The organism is Roseburia zhanii, assembly GCF_014287635.1.
In the GTDB taxonomy this organism is placed as follows: Bacteria; Bacillota; Clostridia; order Lachnospirales; family Lachnospiraceae; genus Roseburia_B; species Roseburia_B zhanii.
Genome location: NZ_JACOPH010000021.1, coordinates 1 through 18,779 on the forward strand (window position 1 = coordinate 1; position 18,779 = coordinate 18,779).

20 protein-coding genes and 1 pseudogene are annotated in these 18,779 nt (G+C 40.1%); 19 read left to right on the top strand and 2 right to left on the bottom strand.

From position 1 onward, the window contains the following. Positions 1-220 precede the first annotated feature (220 nt). Positions 221-562: a transposase gene (locus H8S17_RS14810; protein ID WP_186867771.1), complete on the bottom strand. Its 342-nt coding sequence runs from the start codon at positions 560-562 to the stop codon at positions 221-223. Positions 563-821: 259 nt separating this feature from the next. On the opposite strand from H8S17_RS14810, the pseudogene H8S17_RS14815 reads away from it, so the two are divergent. The 7 genes and pseudogenes from H8S17_RS14815 to H8S17_RS14845 all read left to right on the top strand — a co-directional run. Further along, a pseudogene (locus tag H8S17_RS14815) lies at positions 822-1,094 on the top strand (tyrosine-type recombinase/integrase); the annotation flags it as partial. Between the two features lie 138 nt (positions 1,095-1,232). Then, positions 1,233-3,308, top strand: a complete 2,076-nt coding sequence (locus H8S17_RS14820) for an McrB family protein (RefSeq protein ID WP_186867772.1) — start codon at positions 1,233-1,235, stop codon at positions 3,306-3,308. Continuing rightward, positions 3,295-4,620, top strand: a complete 1,326-nt coding sequence (locus H8S17_RS14825) for a 5-methylcytosine restriction system specificity protein McrC (protein ID WP_186867773.1) — start codon at positions 3,295-3,297, stop codon at positions 4,618-4,620. The genes H8S17_RS14820 and H8S17_RS14825 overlap by 14 nt, the downstream gene beginning before the upstream one ends. A 732-nt stretch (positions 4,621-5,352) precedes the next feature. Further along, a complete protein-coding gene (locus H8S17_RS14830; RefSeq protein ID WP_117831243.1) occupies positions 5,353-6,120 on the top strand; it encodes an ABC transporter ATP-binding protein in 768 nt (255 codons plus the stop codon). Next, the gene (locus H8S17_RS14835) at positions 6,110-8,182 is read left to right on the top strand and encodes an ABC transporter permease (RefSeq protein WP_062304189.1); all 2,073 of its coding nucleotides are present in this window, start codon (positions 6,110-6,112) and stop codon (positions 8,180-8,182) included. Before H8S17_RS14830 ends, H8S17_RS14835 begins: the two co-directional genes overlap by 11 nt. Before the next feature lie 19 nt (positions 8,183-8,201). Next, positions 8,202-8,879, top strand: coding sequence for a response regulator transcription factor (locus tag H8S17_RS14840; protein ID WP_186867774.1), 678 nt, complete (start codon positions 8,202-8,204; stop codon positions 8,877-8,879). After that, on the top strand, positions 8,876-9,901 hold the full coding sequence (locus H8S17_RS14845; protein ID WP_186867775.1) for a sensor histidine kinase: 1,026 nt from the start codon (positions 8,876-8,878) through the stop codon (positions 9,899-9,901). Before H8S17_RS14840 ends, H8S17_RS14845 begins: the two co-directional genes overlap by 4 nt. An 80-nt stretch (positions 9,902-9,981) precedes the next feature. Here the strand turns inward: H8S17_RS14845 and H8S17_RS14850 are convergent, their stop codons facing one another. Beyond that, entirely contained in the window at positions 9,982-10,221 is a 240-nt protein-coding gene (locus H8S17_RS14850; RefSeq protein WP_178264975.1) for a hypothetical protein, read from the bottom strand. A 658-nt stretch (positions 10,222-10,879) separates the two neighbouring features. Between H8S17_RS14850 and H8S17_RS14855 the strand changes: the two genes are divergently transcribed. The 12 genes from H8S17_RS14855 (at position 10,880) to H8S17_RS16985 (ending at position 18,726) form a co-directional block, all read left to right on the top strand. Further along, positions 10,880-11,407: a replication initiator protein A gene (locus tag H8S17_RS14855; RefSeq protein ID WP_117603801.1), complete on the top strand. Its 528-nt coding sequence runs from the start codon at positions 10,880-10,882 to the stop codon at positions 11,405-11,407. Further along, complete coding sequence (locus H8S17_RS14860; protein WP_117946846.1) at positions 11,407-12,222, top strand: ATP-binding protein; 816 nt, start codon at positions 11,407-11,409, stop codon at positions 12,220-12,222. The genes H8S17_RS14855 and H8S17_RS14860 overlap by 1 nt, the downstream gene beginning before the upstream one ends. Further along, positions 12,219-12,428, top strand: a complete 210-nt coding sequence (locus H8S17_RS14865; protein WP_004844954.1) for a MerR family transcriptional regulator — start codon at positions 12,219-12,221, stop codon at positions 12,426-12,428. Before H8S17_RS14860 ends, H8S17_RS14865 begins: the two co-directional genes overlap by 4 nt. Positions 12,429-12,562: 134 nt before the next feature. After that, positions 12,563-13,762, top strand: a complete 1,200-nt coding sequence (locus H8S17_RS14870; RefSeq protein ID WP_117603803.1) for a site-specific integrase — start codon at positions 12,563-12,565, stop codon at positions 13,760-13,762. Between the two features lie 413 nt (positions 13,763-14,175). Then, positions 14,176-14,649: a DUF6075 family protein gene (locus tag H8S17_RS14875; RefSeq protein ID WP_117831344.1), complete on the top strand. Its 474-nt coding sequence runs from the start codon at positions 14,176-14,178 to the stop codon at positions 14,647-14,649. Beyond that, the gene (locus tag H8S17_RS14880; RefSeq protein WP_015516251.1) at positions 14,649-14,828 is read left to right on the top strand and encodes a hypothetical protein; all 180 of its coding nucleotides are present in this window, start codon (positions 14,649-14,651) and stop codon (positions 14,826-14,828) included. The genes H8S17_RS14875 and H8S17_RS14880 overlap by 1 nt, the downstream gene beginning before the upstream one ends. Positions 14,829-14,860: 32 nt before the next feature. Continuing rightward, positions 14,861-15,643 (top strand): ParA family protein, encoded by a 783-nt coding sequence (locus H8S17_RS14885; protein ID WP_117831343.1) that lies wholly within the window; start codon positions 14,861-14,863, stop codon positions 15,641-15,643. Beyond that, positions 15,636-16,523: a ParB/RepB/Spo0J family partition protein gene (locus H8S17_RS14890; protein WP_186867776.1), complete on the top strand. Its 888-nt coding sequence runs from the start codon at positions 15,636-15,638 to the stop codon at positions 16,521-16,523. Before H8S17_RS14885 ends, H8S17_RS14890 begins: the two co-directional genes overlap by 8 nt. A gap of 22 nt (positions 16,524-16,545) precedes the next feature. Next, a complete protein-coding gene (locus H8S17_RS14895; protein WP_186867777.1) occupies positions 16,546-17,610 on the top strand; it encodes a DUF6017 domain-containing protein in 1,065 nt (354 codons plus the stop codon). Then, positions 17,591-17,938 carry a DUF6050 family protein gene (locus H8S17_RS14900; RefSeq protein WP_015516248.1) on the top strand — a complete coding sequence of 116 codons (348 nt, stop codon included), beginning with the start codon at positions 17,591-17,593 and terminating at the stop codon, positions 17,936-17,938. The genes H8S17_RS14895 and H8S17_RS14900 overlap by 20 nt, the downstream gene beginning before the upstream one ends. Positions 17,939-18,076: 138 nt before the next feature. Beyond that, on the top strand, positions 18,077-18,229 hold the full coding sequence (locus H8S17_RS16980) for a hypothetical protein (RefSeq protein WP_330595809.1): 153 nt from the start codon (positions 18,077-18,079) through the stop codon (positions 18,227-18,229). Positions 18,230-18,408: 179 nt separating this feature from the next. After that, the gene (locus H8S17_RS16985; protein WP_330595810.1) at positions 18,409-18,726 is read left to right on the top strand and encodes a hypothetical protein; all 318 of its coding nucleotides are present in this window, start codon (positions 18,409-18,411) and stop codon (positions 18,724-18,726) included. Positions 18,727-18,779 lie beyond the last annotated feature (53 nt).

The window sequence follows — 18,779 nt, forward strand, 5'->3', positions numbered from 1 at the left end:
GGGAAGTCTTTTTTCATGTCTAATTTTGATGTCACCTGCTTCTCATCTTAAGAATCCTGCATTGCAGGATTCTTACCGCATTTTTAATCAGGATTGCGAACTTGTTTCGCAATTACCTATAGATATTTATTGAATGCCTGTCTGGAAACATGAAGCACTCTGCAATAAAAAAAAATTTTGCCCTTAATCTTGCCGTCATCCGTTTTGATTGCAATAAATATTAATCTCTGTTTTTTGCTGACTTCCGACGGCTGGCTGCGAAAAAAACGCTGGCTTCCTCGAGAAATTCGTTTTCTTCCTTCAAACGGCGAATTTCCTTATTCTGCTCTTTCACACGTTTTCTGAGCTCGATAAGCTCGTCATTAAGTGATAAAGCATTTTTAGGAGTATGGGATGCTTCAGAAGCACTAAGACGTCCTTCTTTAAATGCTTTTATCCAGCAGTAAATAGTACCATCTGGTATGCCCAGTTCTTTAGCCGCTTTGGCTCCGCCTATTTCCTGAGCAAGCTTAACTGCCTGTGCCTTATATTCGTTGTCATAAGTTCTTTGATTTCGTGCCATACTGTTTTCTCCTGTTCTCGTAGTGATTATGATTATATCAAAATCCTTGAGAATGTGGTGTCAACTTTTATGATACAACATCAAAGCCATCCAAATGCGTGTGCATGGTTGGCGGCGAGATATAAGTCCAGAAATCTGAATCTTACAGCGAAAACAATTGAACTTTACAAAGATGTAGAGTGAGAGGAATTGGTTATATGAAAGTGATATGTCAAAAGTGTAAATCAGAACATACAGCACCGATTATGATAGACCTAGGTACAAGGTGCAGATGCCTAAGATAACCCCTCATGTGTGCCGCCATACCTACTGCTCGAATATGGCAAAATCGGGAATAAATCCGAAGACTCTTCAATATTTGATGGGACATTCGGACATAGCAGTAACTTTGAATATCTATACCCATGTTGGACTTGAAGATGCGGAGAAGGATCTTCACAAGATGCAGAGTATGGAAGATGCTAGAAAAGAGATGGGACTTTCAGATAAGGATGATAGAACATTAAAACAGAATATGTTCAAAGTAGTGTAGTGAGTTATAAAATTAGCACTTAGGCAGAAATGTATGGGTGCCTTTTTGTGTTAGCGCCATTTAACGATTGTGGGTGTCAAAACATCCGTTTAGTGATATAATAAACTCTGTATATTCATTTAAATGGAGGTGCTTATCATGGCAGTCCCAAAAGTTGATGGACAATTTATAGCAGAGGCTATTAAATATATTGATGAAAATGGAGTTCCTTGGCACAATACGAGTACCAAGTATGAGCTTGTATGGGAAAATGGTAATACCTATCCACCAAAGTATGTCATCGCAGTAGCAAATCATTTGCAGAATGGTGCAGAGATAGATGTATCCGGATATAATGCTGTCGAAGCAAAAAACTATCTTACTGCAAATGGATATGAGATTCAGATTAAGCAGACAAAATACGAGATTACTATAACATCAGATTCTGTTACTTCTACTGATGATGCATTCACTATGGATAATATTAGTGCAGGAGATGTGTTCAAGCCTTTGGATGCATCATTTGTTGCTGTCGATGGAACTGTTATCAAAAGAAATTACTGGAAAGGTGAGAGACGGAATACAAACCAAACTTTACCACGTATTGCGTTTCAAATTTATGAAAAACAGATTGCAGCCTTGCCAGTAGAAGAAAAAGAACAGTTTCCAATTTGTCAATACTCTCCAGATAAGGAAATGATTCGTGGAATTTATTACAGCAAGGACGAAGCAACAGCACACAATATAAATCCGTTCAATACAATGTCGTATGATTATGATGATGGCAGACAGTTTGTAATTTATTCATGGAATATCTTTACAACTCTTAGATTTGTGCAGGAGTGTTTGAAACGTTTCGGTAATCCGGGAGATTCATTCAAATTGATTTATCGTGAGAAGGACGATAAGGAAAATGCAGAGGAAGAGGCAGCCGTTGTAGAGAAAGTAAAACCAGCAGAATTTAATGGCTATCTGAATCCATATTCTAACATGCTTGTGGAATCGAAAAACATTATATTCCGAGGCGCTCCAGGGACTGGAAAGACTTATCTTGCAAAAGAAATTGCTGCTGACATTATTAGCAATGGCTATTTTGATGATTATACGATGCTCACAGATGAGCAAAAGCAACAAGTAGAGTTTGTCCAATTTCATCCAAGTTATGACTATTCGGATTTCGTAGAAGGACTCCGTCCAAAGACGAATGAAGATGGTTCTATGGGTTTTGAATTGCAGGATGGCGTGTTTAAGAAATTCGTGGATAAGGCTAGAATAAACTATGAGAATTCTAAAAAGTCCACAGAGGTCATTGCAAATGAATTATCTGTTCAAGAAGCAATGAAAGAGTTCTTTGATGATGTGGACACAGGAAATAACAAATTCAAGACCAAAACGGGTACAGAATTTACAATCACAGATGTCGATGATGAGCATATTTATCTTTCAATACCACAAAATGCATCCATCAACAGTATCCGATTGAATATTTCTGAAATTAGACAGATGTTAGAGTCTGGAAGAGAATTTAACAAATTAAAAGATATTACGGAATTTTTCAATATCAATTTTACACAGCAGAGATATTCCTACAATCTTGTTATTTTTAACGAGATTCAGAAAAAGAAAAAGGCTGCAAAGATTATAAGACAGGAAGAGTTGAAGAAATATGTATTTATCATTGATGAGATAAACCGTGGTGAGATATCTAAGATTTTCGGAGAGTTGTTCTTTGCTGTTGATCCAGGATACAGAGGTGTGGCAGGAGAGGTTTCCACCCAGTATGCAAACCTTCATGCTGATAGCAATGAAAAATTCTATATTCCAGACAATGTTTATATCATTGGTACGATGAATGATATTGACAGATCTGTAGACAGTTTTGATTTCGCTATGAGACGAAGATTCCGTTTTGTGGAGCTTCGTGCAGATGAGCGCCTTGAGATGCTTGCTAACTTGAACAACGAAGAGAAAGAGGCTGAGGCAATTGCCAGAATGTCAGCTTTGAATGTGGAAATTGCAGCAACAGAAGGTCTGAATGAAAACTATCAGATTGGTGCATCCTATTTTTTGAAGCTGAAGAATATTGACTTTGACCAGTTATGGTCAGATTACCTACATCCGTTGTTACAGGAATACATAAATGGTATGTATGATGAAGAAGGCATTATGGAGCGATTTAAGAAAGCATATAACCAAGGGAAGTCGGATGGAGCTGATGTAGATGAGTCGAATTAAAATAAAAGATAATTCGAGAATACCTAAGGAGTCATTGTCTGACATATCACTTTTGACAAGCAAAATTGCAGATAAAACTTTGGAGCAGCTGGAGAAAGAAGGGATATTTGTATTCCCAGAAATCCTTAGGGACGCAGATGATATCACAAAAGACCAGATGATTTTACAGAGTGTAAACAATTATTATTTGTCGAGCAATGTCATGGGCTTCATGGGACTTGGAGATGAGAAGCTTATAATTGAATCAAGATTTAGTGGTAACGGGCAAGACTTCCTATTTCAATATTTGCTTGAGAGAGTATTTGATGTCCCGAATATTGTGGATTTGAAAACAGATGTGAACAATGATGATCGTGTTTTCAATCTGCTTGTTTTTATCTTCCCACATTACTTGAAGAGCGCCATGCGTAAGGGCGTCTTTAAGACTTATGTGAGAAAAACATACAATGACAGCAATGTTAAGGGAACGATAGATATAGCGAGACACATTGTTAAGAATACACCGTTTGTTGGTAATGTAGCATATTCGCAGAGGGAGTATTCCTTTGATAATGATTTGATGGAATTAATCCGTCATACGGTGGAGTTTATCAAATACAAGCCATACGGACATAAACTGCTTGCACAGGCTAAGGATGCGGTCAAGGATGTTGTAGCGGTCACTCCTAACTATGAGATGTGCAACCGACAGAAGATTATCGATGCAAATAAGACCAATACCATTAGACACGCATATTACCGAGAATATTGTGAACTGCAGAGCTTGTGTCTACTTATCTTACAGCATCAGAAACATCAGATTGGAATGGGAAGCAAGAAGGTATATGGATTGCTCTTTGATGGCGCATGGCTCTGGGAAGAGTATATGAATTCGATTGTGGACGAGATTTTCTATCATCCGATGAATAAAGCTACAAAAGGTTCTCAGCGTTTGTTTGACCATAATCGCGGACTTATCTACCCAGACTTCATCAGCAGAGACTCAGGGGCACGAGTGATTGCAGATGCGAAGTACAAACCGATTGATAATATTGGAAACAAGGACTATCTGCAGGTATTGGCATATATGTTCCGATTTGATGCCAAGAAGGGATTTTATTTTTATCCTGAAATGGGAAAGGAAGAAGATGCTGTTATGTGGCTTAATCGTGGTTCGACTTATGAGAAAAATGTAGAGGCACGAGAGGATATTTGTCTCATCAAGCACGGATTTCAGATTCCGACCAGGATAGATGTATATAGTGCTTTCACGGAGCAGATGCGATGTAATGAAATCAAATTCCTTGATGGAATTTTAACGTCCGTGAAATAGGAAAAATATACCTTTTAACGATGCACCCCCTCAGTTTAGAAATACTCCAAAGGGGGTGCAAAATCCAGAGTAGTAATCCCGAAAATTTTGATTACGATTTTACTACGAATGAGAGGGGTGAATTGCACCGTTTTGCCGTATTTTGTAAAATTGGCACTTAAAATGTAACTTTTATAATAGAAGAAACAAGTCGGCAAAATGCCCAAAAACACGGCATTTCTCGGCTTTTTATGATAGGAAAAATTTATGATTAAAGTTTTATTCATCTGCCACGGCAGTGTTTAATGGATGCTGTGAAAGCCTAGGCTTTAAAGGATTTTTTGATGATTGACGAATAATTTACACCTTATTTATACCTTTGGAAGACCGGATCGGAATAATAGAGAAATAAAGAAATAGATAAATATAACAGGAAGCAATTTTGTCATATTGGAAATAATTAAAATTTGCTGAACCGTGTTGATTTTATTGATTGAGTATAATAAAAGTAAGAACAGAAACTTCCATGTTTGAAGCGGTTACCAGAATTGACAAAGAAATGCAAGTTAGCCAATCCGGTAGTCCAGCATATTTTTTCATTGTCACCCGACGTTTTTACAAAACATATACTTATTCCGCTTGATGCGTCATTCTTGTTCTGAAAACAGGAACAGAATCCTTACAGCGACTGTAAGTGTTATTTATTGTGCTTCTGTGCTATCATTTACCCAGAAATGGATAGGAGGCATTCACATGAAACCAATTTTGAATATTGAAAATCTTACCAAAGTCTATGGGACGTTGCCAAACCAGACGAGAGCACTGAACGGAATCACTTTTCAGGTCATGCCGGGAGAGTTTCTCGGTATTATGGGAAGCAGTGGTTCCGGCAAATCCACGCTTCTCAACTGTATTGCAACTGTGATTCAGCCTACAGGTGGAAGCATTCAGGTGGAGGGAGATACTCTGCAATCCCTCAAGGAAAAGGCTCTTGCCGAGTACCGTGGCAAAGAAGTTGGTTATCTATTCCAGAACTTTGAATTGCTGGACAACCTGACTGGCAGGGAAAATATCCTGCTCCCGACTTCCTTGCATGGGGTAGCCGAAACAGAAAGCAGCCAGCGGCTGAAGCAGTTGGCTGACTATCTGGAAATTTCTGATGTTCTGGATAAGTTTCCGTCCAAGATGTCCGGTGGCCAGCGTCAGCGTGTTGCGGCAGCAAGGGCTCTGATCTTACATCCCCAAATGATCCTTGCCGATGAACCGACGGGTGCGCTGGATTCTAAGAACGCAAGAAGTCTTATGGAGAAGCTGTCCGGCCTGAATCGTGACGAACAAGCTACGATCCTGATGGTAACCCATGATTCCAATGCCGCCAGCTTCTGTAAGCGCATCCTGTTCATCCAGGATGGCGTGATCTTTCATGAGCTTCGGCGTGGAGACGAAAGCCAGCAGGAGTTCTACGGGCACATCCTGAAGGTGATGGCGCAACTGGGAGGGGGCAGCGCAAATGTTCTCTAATCTCATTCTTCGGAACAGTCGCCGCAGCCGAAAGGAAAACGGTCTGTTTTTCAGCTCCCTGGTGATTTCTATTGTTGCATTTTACATGATTCTTTCCATCTCCACTCAAGATGTGATGCTCTTTTTGCAGAAAATGGAGAGTGACGCAGTTGACAAACTCCTGCTTCTGATTCCTGCGTTTTATGGGATGACCCTCGGTATTCTGTTCTTTTTGATCTATTTTGCCTGCAAGTATCAGTTCGAGCGCAGACGGCATGAGTTTGGTGTTTATCTAATGTTGGGGATGCGTAGAAGTAAACTGTTTGGTATGCTTCTGGCGGAAGATTTCCTGACCAGTATTCTTGCCATGCTCATAGGATTACCTGTGGCTGTGGTGCTTTCAGAAATTGTCAGTCTTGTCACCGCCAAGCTGGTAGGCATGGGGATCATCGGTCATCAGTTTTCTTTATCCTGGTTTGCGATTGAATGGACGCTGGCAGGATTTCTGGCAATTAAGCTGACGGCACTTCTGATTTTGAGTGGACGAATCAGCCGCCAGGAGATCGGTACTTTGCTATCCCAGCCAACGAACCGCCCCAAAAAGCAAATGCCATCTGTTATCTATGGACTGGCTGCTATATGCGGAAGTGTGATGTTGGCAGTGGCTTACTACATGGCGATTCAGGGAATTGCATGGACAAAGGTAAGTATGATGGGACTGACTTTGCTGTTGGGCATAGTTGGTACGATGCTGCTTTTCTATGGGATGCGTGCACTGATTGCTTTGATTGTTAAGAAAGGAAAAGGAAATAAGCAGCTTCATGTATTTACCTTCCGGCAGATTCAGGAGAATGTCATTCATCAGTCAAACTCCATGGCCATCAGCTCCCTGCTGATTCTGGCGGCGCTGTGTTGTTTTGGTGCGGGCGTAGGAATTGCAGGAACGAATAACCTGTCTTCTGGCCATGTAATCGACTATACTTTTGAAGATCATACTGCAGAAGATTCATCGCAGGTTCTTCCGAATATAAAGGCAGTCCTGAAAGAAAACAGTTTGGAAAATCAATTTTCAGAGCTTTTTGAAATGAGGGTTGGGCGTATTCGCACCACAGAAGATTATGATAATGCCTACAGCATGGACGCTGTTATGGACTCTCTTCGGAGCCTGCCCCAGTCGGAAGACCGGGATGTCCTTCTGAACAATCTTGGTTATGCCACATACCCATATTTGATTTGTTTATCGGACTATAATCGTTTGTTGGAATTGTCCGGCAATCCGGCTCTCCAATTAGGCGAAAAGGAGGCCGCTGTCTATATTGATACAGAGTTTACTACGGTAAGCCGTACCGCAATGCTGAACCAAGTATTGGCCGGGCATCCCAAGGTGGAACTGGATGGTAGTCCGATTCATCTTACAGGAGAGGTTCAGTCTGTGAATTTGGTCACGGACCGTTCTATAACCTTGTCCTTTGCATTGATTCTTCCGGATGAAGCATTTCTATATTATAGTCAGGGAATGTATGATACCTATGTCAATGCGGTGCTCAGTGAGCAAGCTCTGAATGGAAATAGCCTTATGACTGCATATTTGGATTTGAACGAGAAGCTGGACGAAACTGACATTGAATATGAAAGCTATCTTCAGAATATGGGTCGTCAGCTTTTCTACACCATAGCATCCAGTTATATTACCCTCTATCTTGCGATTGTTTTCCTGGTAGTTGCCAACACCATCGTGGGTGTTCAGTTCCTGATGAGTCAGCAGAAAACCGGGCGCAGATACCAGACTCTGATCCGCCTGGGAGCTACTTACGAAACCCTTTGCCAGTCTGCTGGAAAGCAAATTACCTGGTTTATGGGACTTCCTGTATTGGTTGCGGCTGTCAGCAGTTTGTTTGGAGTCAGGGCGTTATTTACAGGGATACTCTCGTCCCGAACCCGTGGGACAGTGGCTGAAATGATGTTTGTATCTGCTGCTATGATTTTGCTGCTTTGCGTGATAGAATATATTTATATGAGAGTGGTCAAGCGCTCCAGTGATCGGTATTTGCTGACACTGATGCAGCCACAGAGAGAAGAATAATTTGGAAGGAGGTGCTGCCGTGAAAAGAATTGCTGTTGTGGAAGATGAAGTCTATATGCGGGAAGAACTCTGCAATATGCTTCAAAAGGACGGGTATCTTGCGGAGGCAATCACCGAGTTGGAAGATGCCGCTCGGCTCCTGGCAGCCCTCCGTCCTGACCTTGTGATCTTAGACCTGAATTTGCCGGAGATCAGTGGCTTTCAAATCTGCCAGGAACTAAAGAATAAAACCGCTATCCCCGTCCTGATACTGACTTCCAGAGATCAGGTAAAGGATGAACTGCAAGCGTTCCACTTGGGTGCTGATGAATATTTGACGAAGCCGTGCAGAAAAGATCGACTTCTTGCCAGGGTATCCAATATTCTCAAAAGGTATGAAGGCCGTACCAATCTCATAGAGGGACCAGATTTCCTGTTAGACCAGCAGACCTACACGCTTTATATTCATAATACCTCTGTCGTGCTTCCAAAAAATCAGGGAAAACTGTTGGTTGCTCTTTTGTCCGGCGGCGATGCTCTGGTCACGACGGAGAAACTTTGCATAGCACTATGGGGAACCACGGAATACATAGACGAAAATGCCTTGCAGGTTAATCTGACCAGGCTGAAAAAGACGATGTCCGGTCTTGAGATGAAGCAGCGAATCGTTGCGGTTCGTGGGATGGGCTATCGTCTGGAAACGGGGGTGGCTCCATGAAGCGGCTTTGGCACATGATAGAACGGTACTACCCCTGGCTGCTGTTGCTGTTGGGCGTGGATTGCTTTTGTGCTATCATTCTTTGGATTTCTGACATTCAGGCATTTCAAACCTTGAGTGGGTTAGTAGTTCTGACAAGCCTCCTTTTGTTTTCAGCAATTCTGTTTGTACTAAACAAGCGGGAGACCACCCGCCGAGAGCTGTTCCGGGATTTCCTCAGTGATCCTGCCATCTGCAACGAGGAACGGCTGCTCAGTGCCATCAGCCGGGAAGAAGGAGAATCTATCCGGCTTCTGGCATCAGTTTTACAGGAACACAAAACTGAGAGTAACAGTATGGCAGATGCCCTACAGGACTATGAAGAATATGTGGAGGGCTGGGCACATGAAGCGAAAACGCTCCTATCGTTGTTGACCATGCTCCTGGATAATCGGAGCAACGAAATGTCTCCTCCCCTGCAAGCAAAACTGGATTATGTCCGCAGTCAGCTTCAGGAGGATGTCACTCAGATGTTATACTATGCCCGGTTAAAGAGCAGTACAAAGGATTATCAGTTTAAGGATATCAATTTGAATGACTGCTTGGGGGAAGTTCTGGAGGACTATGCCCCACTTCTGGAAGAAAAGCAGTTTGTAATTATCAATAAACTGCAATCTGAAACAGTCTATACAGACCGTAGAGGGCTTCAGTTTATGTTGGGACAGATCGTGAGCAATGCCATAAAATATAGCAGCGATAGTCCCATGCTAACAATCTCTATGATACATTCGGAGATCGCAGATGTCCTTTCAGTTGAGGATAATGGCATCGGTGTAAAAAAATATGATCTGCCGTATATTTTTCAAAAGGGCTTTACCGGGGATTCTACTGACAGCAGAAAGAAAGCTACCGGTATAGGGCTTTACCTGGTTAAGAAGATGGCTGACGATCTAAACCTTCGTCTGGAAGCTGCTTCCCCGTGGGAAAAGGGCTTTAAGATAGTCATCTTCTTTCCAAAATTGAAATCCAACGGAGGAAAATAATATAAGCAAAAAACGGGGCTGTAAAATAAGTCTCTGCTAAAGAAACGCTAGTTCCGACAAATGCTGGTTCTGGCGTTTCTTTACATTAATATATGTTTTTTGAAAATCGTCACTGTTTTATGTAAAAAGGGTACACTTAATAAGCTTGGATAGATTTCTTCTGTACGTCCATATTTTTTATATCTTACATGTTGTTTTCGTTTGAAAAGAAATTTACGTCCATTAGGGCATATAGGATTTCCGTTCTCATCTCTTATATAGTTTACAGCACGATAAGGATTCGTGTGATGTTTTTTATCTGCCGTTTCTTTTTTGTACATGGTAAATATCATTAAATTTTTCCATTAAAGGTACAAAGCATTCCATGCCTTGTCTTCCATAAAATCAATTCTACGTTAAAAACATACCGTCTAGACAGCTATTTTTTAAGCTATCATTTGAAAGACATATATAATATATAGGCTCAAATGGTGAAAGTGCCCATTTGGGCCTATTATTGTATGAATTCATACGTTACAACCAGAGCAAGATCCACCCGTGTATTACAGTATTGTCATTTTGACAATATTGTATTACTTACGAGTGGCAGACTTGATGGGGATTACGTCCCCATACCCACGTGAAAATATAATTGCAGGCAATTACATTTTAGCAGATACGCAAGCGTTTCTGAGTAAGCATCATAGACAACAAAATAAGAAAATTTTGATAAGGCATTCACCTGGATAGGTGAGTGTTTTTTTATTTTCAAATATTTAATTAACAGAAAAAATAAAAAAGTTTTCTTCAGGGGGCTGTAAAAATGCCTCTCAGCGTTTCGTATTAATGAAAGGGTATTTTTTGCAGGAAAAATAAAAAATTTTCATCAAGAGCCTGTATTTATGCCCTTCATCTTTTGAATATGTGTAAGGACATTTTTTGAGCCGGCATAAAAATGATTTTTACAACAATTAGAAACAGAAACGAGGTGAGAAAAGAATGAAATATGAATACATGAAGGAGTCAGAGCAGATGCTTCAATACTTCCAGTTTCCGAAGTTTTTGCTAAAACTGCGAATTTCTCAAACTGCAAAATATCTTTATATGATTTTGTACGACCGGGCGCGGATATCAAGAAAGAATAGCTGGATAGACAAGTATGGAAATGTTTATCTGATATTTCCAATAGATGAATTGTCTGTTCAAATCGGCAAATGCAAATCTTCTATAAAAACAGCATTGAAGGAATTAGATGATGAGGGATTATTGGTTCGCAGATCCGGTGGATTTTCAAAACCCAATCATTTATATGTAAAAATACCATCTGATGAGATTGGGCTACAGCCGGTTGAGAATAAGGCGGTTGAAAAGATGGCTTTGATGGAGTCGGAAAAGCAACCATCATCTGGTCGTAAAAATGGCTGTACAGGAGTCGGAAATGTGGCACCTAGTAAAGTAACTGAGAAATATAAAAGTAATAAATATTATGAAGTAAATTATTGCTATGGGAAAGGAGAGAGTTTGTGATGAGAGAAGAAGATACCGTATGTGTAGGTAGTGATGGTTTGCGATACTGCAAAGTCTGTGGGGAAGCGAAAGAAGCATTTTTCCCAGAGGGTGGCTTTATGGGGATGAAGAAACATTCCAGGCAATGTGCCTGTGACAGAAAAGCGTATGAAGAAGAACAAAAATATTTTAAAGAGAAAGAACACCGGGAATTAGTCAGTAGAAATACGAGCATCTGTTTTGACGAGAGCAGGATGGAAGAGTGGACATTTGAGAATGCAGATATGTCAGATGCAGTAATGCATAAGGCAAAAAGCTATGTTGATAACTGGGAGGAAATGAAAAGAAATCATATAGGCTGTTTGTTCTGGGGACCGGTTGGTACCGGGAAAAGTTATATTGCCGGGTGTATTGCCAATGAACTTCTTAAGCGGGAAGTAACGGTAAAGATGACAAATTTCAATACCATTATTGATAATATATTTCCACTGGCAGACAAAACGGAATATATCAATGCATTGGCTTCTTACCAGCTTTTGATTATTGATGATCTTGGAGTGGAACGAAATTCAGAATATGCGTTAGGAATTATTTTTAGTGTCATAGACCGCAGGATCCGTTCGGGACGACCTTTGATCATCACAACGAATCTTCCGCTGAAAGAAATAAAAAGCGAGACCATGTTGGATAAAAGGCGTATCTATGACCGTATTTTAGAAATGTGTACACCCGTGTATGTTGGAGGCACAAGCAAACGAGAAGCGATTGCAAGTATGAAAATGGAGAAAGCGAAAACGCTGTTGAACACAAACAGAGGGAAGGAGGAATGCGAATGAATCATACAGAAAAAACAATACCTGTTTGGAAGAAATATTCTTTAAATGTTTCCGAAGCAGCAGAATATTACGGAATTGGAGAAAAGAGATTGAGACAAATCGCAGGTGAAAATGAAGGAGCAGATTTTATTTTGGAAGTTGGTTCGCATATCCGGTTCAAAAGAAAATTATTTGAAGATTATCTGGACACAGCCAGTACAGTTTAAGTGACAGAATAGAAGAAATAGTAATGAAAATAATGTTCATTTTATCTTAGCGAAGAGAAGGTCTTGTGGTATAATGAATAAACCGAGACGGTCTTCCAAGTTAAATGAGCATTTAATGAAGGAGACGAAATATTATGAGTGAAAAAAGGAGAGATCATAGAGGACGTATATTACACAATGGAGAAATACAGTTATCTGATGGCAGATATAGATTTAAGTATGTCGATGAGATGGGAAAGGAGCGCTGCGTATATAGCTGGCGCTTAGACCATAACGATGCAACTCCGAAAGGAAAGCACCGGGCTTTATCGCTTCGGGAGATGGAGAAGAAAATCCAGGCAGATCATTTTGAACAGATTGCAACAAATGGCGGAAATATGACGGTACTGGAACTGGTTGAAAAATATACATCAACAAAAACCGGTGTCAGACCTACTACAGTTGCAGGATACGGAACAGTTATCAATTTATTGAAGAAAGATCCATTTGGAAAAAGAAGGATTGATACGGTTCGGATTTCGGATGCAAAATGTTGGCTGATACATCTTCAGCAGGTAGAAAAGAAAAGCTATAGTTCCATCCATTCAATCCGAGGAGTTCTTCGTCCGGCATTTCAGTTGGCAGTGGATGATGACCTGATCAGGAAAAATCCATTTCAGTTTCAGCTAATGGAAGTGGTTGTGAATGACAGTGTGACAAGAGAGGCAATCAGCAGGGCTGAGGAACGAAAGTTCCTACGGTTTGTGAAGGAAGACCCTCATTTTTGCAGGTATTATGAAGGAATTTACATATTATTTAAAACAGGCCTTCGCATCTCGGAATTTTGTGGTTTGACGATTTCTGATATTGATTTCAAGGAGCATACGATCAACATCGATCATCAATTGCAGAAAAAATCAAAAATCGGATATTATATTCAAGAGACTAAAACAACCAGCGGAACAAGAAAGATACCTATGACTGCAGATGTAGAGGAATGTTTTCGGAAAATTATAGAAAAACGAAACCCGCCCAAAGCAGAACCTATGGTAGATGGAAAAAGTGGATTCTTATACTTTGATAAAAATGAAAGTATCTGTTATTCCCTGCACTGGGAGCATTATTTTCAACACATCATTCAGAAGTATAATAATACTTACAAAGTACAGATGCCTGTCATCACCCCTCATGTATGTCGGCATACCTATTGCTCAAATATGGCAAAATCCGGAATGAATCCAAAAGCATTGCAATATTTGATGGGCCACTCAGACATCAGCGTAACGCTGAATACATATACGCACGTAAATCTTGAGGATGCCAGGGAAGAAGTTGCCCGGATTCAGGTTGTGTAATTACGATTTTTAATTGAAAATAGCAAGGTGTAAAATGGAAAAACATACACCTTATTTTACACCTTTTGCGGACGATATTATGAGAAAATAAACCAGGTTATGCCAGAAAAGAAAAATTCACAAAGGCTTACAAAGCCCGAAAAACCAAGAAAAACTAAGAAATGCGAGGTTATGCAACAATGATAAAAATACTATTCATTTGCCATGGCAGTATTTTCCGAAAACTCTGAAAACCTTGAATTTATCGTATGTTTTGGACTCTGAGGGAGCAATTTACTAAGAATTTACTAAGAACAGATAATTAGTAAGAAATCCCTAGCACGAATTTAGAAATGAATATGAAACTTAGGACTTTATTAGTTGTGAAAACAATTAGTAAAGTCATTTTTATTTATCTAAAGGAGGATCAGAACATGAACAACACAGCGTTAGGAGCAGAAAACAAAAAGGAACAGACAATCAATTTTATCAGCGAAGCACATGAAAAATTCTACTATGAAAAATTAAAAGAGGTACGCTATCAGGATGTGTACCACAAGGCACTTTGCTATTGCCTTGGTATCAGTGATGATACGAGAAGAAATGTTGATAGCATCTATGATTTTAAGACGGGATGTGTAAAAACTGAGTGTCTGCATGAAGGCTGGCAGACCAGTGGCAGTATGAAGGTGGTGCGAATGGCATTTAACCTGTATTGCAATGGCACACCGAGTGTAGATGATTACACAAAAACAGAGGAACAGGTAAACGAGTGCAGGCAGTATACAGTGGAGGACTTGTTCTGCTGTGCCTATGCACCTTTCTTTTGGCAGGCGATACAGATCCGCTATCCGGAGTATGCGACTTATAACCGGGAACTGTATGCCTTATTTGGAGGAGCAGACTAATGTTAAAAGTCAGATTGATGGGAACGAAGAATGACATTGTGTGGTTTCAGAAAATCTTACAGCGTCATCCAAAAGTAGAAGTTCTGGAGATATCAGAGCTTTATAGCAATAAAGGGACAAACAAATATTACAGAGCTTATGCGGAAGTGCAGAAAAGCAATGTAAAGAGCAGCAGATAAAAGCAAAATAGTAGAGAATAGGAGAATTTATCATGTGTAAAGTAATAGCAATCGCAAATCAGAAGGGTGGAGTTGGAAAGACCACCACAACAAGCAATTTAGGAATCGGACTGGCAAAACAGGGAAAGAAAGTTTTACTGATAGATGCAGATGCACAGGGCAGTCTTACGGCAAGTCTTGGTATTCGGGAGCCGGACAGACTGGAAATTACACTTGCAACCATTATGGCATCCATTATCAATGATGAGGAAATAAAACCGGAGTACGGCATTTTAAGACATGAGGAAGGTGTGGATTTCATGCCGGGAAATATCGAGCTTTCCGGTTTGGAAACCTCACTTGTGAATGTTATGAGCAGGGAGACGGTGCTTCGTACCTACATAGAACAGCAGAAAGACCGCTATGATTACATTCTGATTGACTGTATGCCATCACTCGGCATGATTACGATAAATGCTTTTACCAGTGCGGACAGTATCTTGATTCCAGTACAAGCAGCGTATCTGCCGGTAAAAGGTCTGGAACAGCTAATTAAAACTATTGGAAAAGTAAAGCGACAGATCAATCCGAAACTGGAGATTGAGGGAATTTTGCTTACAATGGTTGATAATCGTACCAATTATGCCAGAGACATCAGCAATCTGCTGATTGAAAATTATGGAAGCAGAGTGCGGATATTTGAAAACAGTATTCCAATGTCAGTAAGAGCTGCGGAAATTTCTGCGGAAGGTGTAAGCATTTATAAGCACGATCCGAATGGCAAGGTAGCAAGTGCCTACCAATCATTGACGGAGGAGGTGCTTGGCAATGAGTAAGACAGGAAGTGCCGCAAAGGTAAAGTTAAACAGCTTTGATGATTTATTTGGAACGGAGCAACCACAGACAGGAACAGAGCAGGTACAGGAAATCGCATTGTCAGAACTGCATGAGTTCAAAGGACACCCGTTTAAGGTATTGGATGATGAAAAGATGCAGGAAACGATGGAAAGCATCAGGGAGCATGGAGTATTGATGCCAGGCATTGCCAGACCAATGAAAGATGGCGGTTATGAGATTATTGCCGGACATCGCAGGAGACACGCCTGTGAGCTTGTCGGACTTACTACAATGCCGATGTTCATCCGTGATTATACGGATGATGAAGCTACAATTATCATGGTGGACAGCAATATTCAGAGGGAAGATATTCTTCCGAGTGAAAAGGCAAAAGCTTATTTTATGAAATATGAAGCTGTAAAACATCAGGGCAAAAAAGGAAAAGGCAACAGTCTGGATGAGGTTGGGGAAATTGCCGGAGAGAGTGCAAAAACAGTACAAAGATATATTTACCTTGCCCACTTATCGGATGCACTTTTAGATATGGTCGATAAAAAGAAAATTGGAATCGTGCAGGGTGTAGAGCTGTCATTTCTGACAGAACAGCAACAGGAGTGGGTGCAAGTTGTTCTTGAAGAAACAGGGGTGATCATTTCAACAGTACAGGCATCAAGGCTGAAGGAGCATGGAAAAAGTGATGAACTGACATTACCGATGGTAAGGCTGATCCTGACAGAACCGAAACCGATAGAGCGAAAAGTAACCATCAAGGCAGACAAGATCAGCAGATATTTTCCAGAAGATTATTCCAATGAGCAGATTGAAAATGTTATCTATCAGCTATTGGATGAGTGGAATAGTTCAAACAGTGAGAAATAAGCAGCAAAGGAGGCATGAAAAAGTGAACGAGAATACAAAATTTGATTACTACTATGGAATTGAAGCAGACCAGTTCTCTTTTTATCGTGTCCCCCGGTTGCTGATTAAGGATGAGCGGTTCAAGGGGCTTAGCAGCGATGCCAAGCTCCTGTATGGCTTGATGCTCGATCGGATGTCACTGTCTATGAAAAATGGATGGCTAGACGAGGAAAACAGGGCGTATATCATTTATACGGTGGATGCGATTATGGAAGATTTGGGATGTGCGAAAGCAACCTGTGTCAAGATTATGAAAGAGCTGGATTCCGAAAAAGGGATTGGGTTGATTGAAAAAAAGCGCAGAGGTCTTGGCAAACCGGATATTATCTATGTGAAAAACTTTGCCACAATGTCAGCGGAACAGGAGGTAAAAGCGCCTGAGAATACTGGAAAATCCACAGAAGTTCAAAAATTGAACTTCAAGAAGTCTAATATTGATACTTCAAGAAGTTCAGAAATTGAACTTCAGGAGGTACAGAATCTGAACCACCAGAAGTATAAAAAGCAGACTTCAAGAGGTTCAGAAACTGAACTTGCAGAGGTTCAAGATTTAGCCCCTATTTATACTAACTATAATAAGACTGATATAAATTATACTGATATGAGTTATACCAATCCAATCTATCCATCCGGTGAAGAAAATCAGACCGATGATAGGATGGATGGAGCAGATGCATACATAGAGATTATCAAAGAAAATATTGAGTACGATCATCACATGAAATATGATGAAATAAATGACAGGGAACTGTATGATGAATTATTTGAATTGATCTGTGAGGTTGTATGTGTAAAGCGGACTATGATACGGATTGCGGGGGAGGAGTATCCCTATGAGCTTGTTAAGTCAAAATTCTTAAAGCTGAGGAGCAGTCATCTGGAGTATGTGATGGGGTGTATGAAAGACACGACAACAAAAATTTCAAACATTAAGGCATACATGGTTACGGCACTGTATAATGCGCCATCAACAATAAATCATTATTATCAGCAGGAAGTGCAGCATGATATGTATGGGGGAGGCTGGCATGAAAAGGGTATTGTTTAAGATTATCGTTCCGGTACTGATACTTGTTTTATGGATACTGATGTGTTATCCGGTATGCCAACAGGAAAACGGATTTGATTACTTCCTTTTCTGGATTATGGTAGGTTTTCCCTATGGGATTCGGAAAATGTGTATGTTCTTCATCCCTAAAAATTTTGGAATTGCCGGAAGCATTGGGGTGTTGGCATTCAATGGCGTCATTGGTGGTCTGATAGGTGGTATCATCGTAATTGCAAGGATGATCGCAGTATTTGTGGAGATAATAAAGATGATTGCAGGCACTTTTGGTCACGATGTCCAAAAGTGTGATCGTAGAGATATAATGTAAAAAACGAAGGGACATATTTTTAAAGGTAGCTGAAATGGAATAATAAAGATTAACAGCGGTAGGGCGGTTATGGGAGAAATCTTATAGCTGTCCTTTTTTACTTTTGGACATTGTGACCAGAAGTGGGAAGGAGAGAGTATGGAATCAATGAGAGATATCAATAGAGTAATGGAACGAGAAATTGCAAAGGGGAGCAGTCCTTTAAAGCTGGATCATATTGAATTTGGAGATTATTCGTATCAGGAGATAACCTCAGAGAAAAATTGGAAGATGTGTTATCCTATTTGTTAAGAATAAGGGATTTCAGACAATATGCCGGAAAAACTATTTTGAATAATGTGTATATGGATTTGCGTGGAAGAAAACCTGTATTTAAGAGGACTCGAACAGCAATCGAAAGAAATAATATATTCGCAACAATTAAAAGGTATGCAAAGAAGTTAAAGCCGCAGTATAATGGAGATGTATATTTGGAAACGGTCAGATGTTATTTCGATATGTCACAAGAAAATCTGGAGAAGTGCCGATATACATATCAAGGGAACGAAACATATGCCTTTCTGTTATCAGATAAATATATTATGGCATTGTATACACATTGTTTGGTGGCAAGAAAAGTGGCAGCCTTTGAAAATATAGAACTGAATGGTCTTTCAAAAGTAGAGATTTCTATGGCAAAATTAAAAAGTGTCCGGGAAGTGTTATTCCAGGTATTGTTACTTGATGATGTGAAATTTGATGATGGAAAGATGTATGCGGAACTATGTACGATATATTTGAATGCATAGAAGTATATAGAAAAATATCACTTTTGGGGCTATAATATAGATGAAATACTAAA